The 3,025-nt window shown below is 61.8% G+C and carries 5 protein-coding genes; all 5 read right to left on the bottom strand.

The features are described from left to right. Window positions 1–121 precede the first annotated feature (121 nt). A complete protein-coding gene (locus tag J2046_RS33525) occupies window positions 122–421 on the bottom strand; it encodes a hypothetical protein (protein ID WP_227705922.1) in 300 nt (99 codons plus the stop codon). Next, on the bottom strand, window positions 421–2,058 hold the full coding sequence (gene tnpC / locus J2046_RS33520) for an IS66 family transposase (RefSeq protein ID WP_210059116.1): 1,638 nt from the start codon (window positions 2,056–2,058) through the stop codon (window positions 421–423). The genes J2046_RS33525 and tnpC overlap by 1 nt, the downstream gene beginning before the upstream one ends. A gap of 57 nt (window positions 2,059–2,115) precedes the next feature. Then, window positions 2,116–2,466, bottom strand: coding sequence for an IS66 family insertion sequence element accessory protein TnpB (gene tnpB, locus J2046_RS33515; RefSeq protein ID WP_011654616.1), 351 nt, complete (start codon window positions 2,464–2,466; stop codon window positions 2,116–2,118). Beyond that, complete coding sequence (tnpA, locus tag J2046_RS34445; protein ID WP_411828577.1) at window positions 2,463–2,834, bottom strand: IS66-like element accessory protein TnpA; 372 nt, start codon at window positions 2,832–2,834, stop codon at window positions 2,463–2,465. The genes tnpB and tnpA overlap by 4 nt, the downstream gene beginning before the upstream one ends. A 4-nt stretch (window positions 2,835–2,838) precedes the next feature. Then, a partial coding sequence (locus tag J2046_RS33505; protein WP_210059112.1) for a hypothetical protein occupies window positions 2,839–3,025 on the bottom strand: 187 nt, incomplete at its 5' end.

Below are 3,025 nucleotides of genomic sequence, written 5' to 3'. Positions count from 1 at the left end.
CAAGATCAAACACCGGCTACGCGAGGCGCAGGCCAGAAGCCGCAACGCCATCCATGACGCGCTCGCAACAATCCTCCAAACCGTTTCTCCAAAAGTATCCATCCGGCTTAGACCGCACCGCTTATGATTTTGGCTGGTCTGCCATGATGCGCTCGATCTTTTCCTGGTCGCATTGCTCGTCGGCAAGGAACTGGCGAACGCCTCCCTCCCAGGTGCGGATGTCGGCGAGGAACTCTTTCAGGCTCTCGACGCCCCGGTCGGTGAATGTCGTGATGCCCTCTTCGCTGCCGTCATGGGCATGGATCATCTCGCCATAGTCGATATTGTCGGAGTTGCTGGCGATTTCCTGGATGAGTTCGAGGTTTTCGCCGATCAGCACAGCGACGTAGCCGATCGTGTAGACATGCGTCGGGCGGCCCATCAGGCGGCCATCTGTCGGCCGCTGCCAGCGGCGGACCAGTTCCAAGGCAGCAGTTCCGGCAGTCGTGATACGGGAATGTTGGGCATGCGGGCGAGGATATCCGCCAACCAGGCCTGCGGATCGATATCGTTCATCTTAGCCGTGACGATCAGGGAATACATGAAGGCAGCACGCTCGCCGCCGCGCTGGGAGCCGGCGAATAGCCACGCCTTTCTTCCGAGAGCTATCCCGCGCAGGGCGCGCTCGGCCGCATTGTTCGTGATGCAAAGCCTGCCATCGTCGAGGAACCGCGTGAAGGCTTCCCAGCGTCCGTCCTTCTCGAACATGTAGTTGATCGCTTTGGCGACTGGATTGTGCTTCGACATCTGGGAACGCTGGGCCATAAGCCAGTCGTGCAGTTCCTCGGCGAGCGGACGCGCATGCTGCCGCCTCGCTACCAGTCTCTCCTCGACGGACTTCCCGTTTATGCCCCGCTCGATATCGAAGAGCGCGTCGATGCGGGCTACAGCCTCGAGCGCGACAGGCGATATCTCGTGGGCAGGTTTGCCCTTGCGCACGTTGCCGGCGATATCGGCCAGTTCGAAGAACTTGCGCCGCGCATGGCTCCAGCAGAGCGCGCTCTTGACCGGTTCGGGGCGGCGATCCGCACGATAGAGATCGTTGTAGCCGCCATAGGCATCCGCCTGCAGTATGCCGTGCCATCCGGCAAGATGCGTGTTGGGATGGGTCTTTTCCCGATCCGGAGAGAAGTGGAAGAGTGCTGCAGGAGGCGCGCCGCCCGCGAAGGGACGATCATCGCGAACGTAGGTCCATAACCTTGCCTGCTTCGTTGCGCCCCTGGCCAGGAGCGGCACGGTCGTATCGTCGCCATGCAGCCGCTCGGCGGCCAGCACATGAGCACGGATCAGATCATGGATCGGCTGCAGTGCCGTCGCGCAGGCACCAACCTGGTCGGCCAGCGTGGACAGGCTGAGAGCGACGCCTTCCCTGGCGTAGCGCTCGGCCTGTCGGTTCAATGGCTGATGCTGGCCGAACTTCTCAAACAGGATCGTCGCCAGCAGGTTCGGTCCTGCCCACCCACGCGGGGTCGGATGGAAGGGAGCCGGTGGCTGGCTGATCTTCTCGCAGTCCCGGCAGGTGAACTTCTCGCGCACCGTCTGGATCACCTTCCACTGGCGCGGAATCACCTCCAGCGTCTCGGTGACGTCTTCGCCCATCTTCACGATCCGGGCCGAGCCACAGCAGGTGCAGGTCGAAGGAGCTTCAATGATCAGCCGTTGGCGCGGCAGGTGCTCGGGAAACGGCTTGCGGGCGGGCCGACGGCGTTCGAAGGCGGAGACACTTGTGATCCTCTCCGCCACGCGTTCCGCCGCGATCTCGTCTTCGGTGGCATCGGCCTCGAGTTCCTCAAGCTGCAGTTCCATCTGGTCGATCAGCCGGGCGCGCCGTTCCGAGCTCTGGCCGTACTGCTCGCGGCGCAGCTTTGCGATCTCGAGCTTGAGGTGCCGGATCACCGCCTCCGACGTCGTCACGACGGCGCGCACCTGCGCGAGATCGGCCTCAGCAGACGTGGCACGCGCTTCCGATGCCGCAAGCGCGGCGCGCAATCTGGCTATCTCCGACGCAGCATCATCCATGGCCGAAAGCTACCATGGAACCACAGAAAGCCCAACAAAAACAGTGGAACGATGCGACTATCCTGCCGTTGCAGGTCGCTGCGTCCAGCGTGGATTGCGCCAGTCGATCCCTTCCAGAAGATAGCCGAGTTGCGCCGCCGACACTGGCACGGCGGAGCCATTTTGACTGACCGGCCAGATGAACTTTCCGGCTTCAAGCCGCTTCAGGTAAAGCGACATGCCGATCCCGTCGTGCCACAGAACCTTGATCAGATCACCCTTGCGACCCCGGAAGCAGAAGACTTCGCCGCCATGAGGATCGCGGCCAAGACCCTGTTGCACCTTCAGCGCCAGGCTGTTCATGCCGCAGCGCATGTCCGTCACACCACCCGCGATCCATACCTTCACCCCAGCCGGAAAGGCGATCATGACGCATCCAGGACCGGCAACAGCCGGGCAAGGATGGTCGGATCCAGCGAGGCCGGGATCGTCAGCCGTCGGCCGTTCGGCAGGCCGATCTCGATCGTCCTGTCGTCTTCAGGCAGCGGCGGTGAGGCCATCGCGAAAGATGCCGCCGGCGGTGGCGAAATCGCAAGCGGCACGAAGCCCGTTGACGCGGAAACGTTCAGAAGCCCGCTTCGGTATTCCCGACGCCAACGGGTCAACAGTGACCGCGACAATCCATAACGCCGCGCCGTCACCGAGCCCTGCCGAAACCCTTGCAGGCTCTCCTCGACGATCCGAACCTTTTCTTCATCCGACCAATCCCGTCGGCGACCAAAATCGTCGACAGACAAAAGCTCAATGGGGGAAATCACTGTAGTGCATGACATAAGCCATGGACTTAGAGCTAATCACCAAGTCAAGACAGACGGCCTTCGCCGCAGGCATACAGTTAATGATTTTGATGGCTTGTTTGATATCGATTGGCGGCAGTGGTGGATCGGTTCGTCGTCGCAGGGGAAAGTTGCTCATCTTGCGTTTGACG

The sequence above is a fragment of the Neorhizobium petrolearium genome (genome assembly GCF_017873175.1).
Lineage (GTDB): Bacteria > Pseudomonadota > Alphaproteobacteria > Rhizobiales > Rhizobiaceae > Neorhizobium > Neorhizobium petrolearium.
Note: the sequence above shows the minus strand (reverse complement) of the source record. Positions and strands in the feature narration are given on the sequence as shown.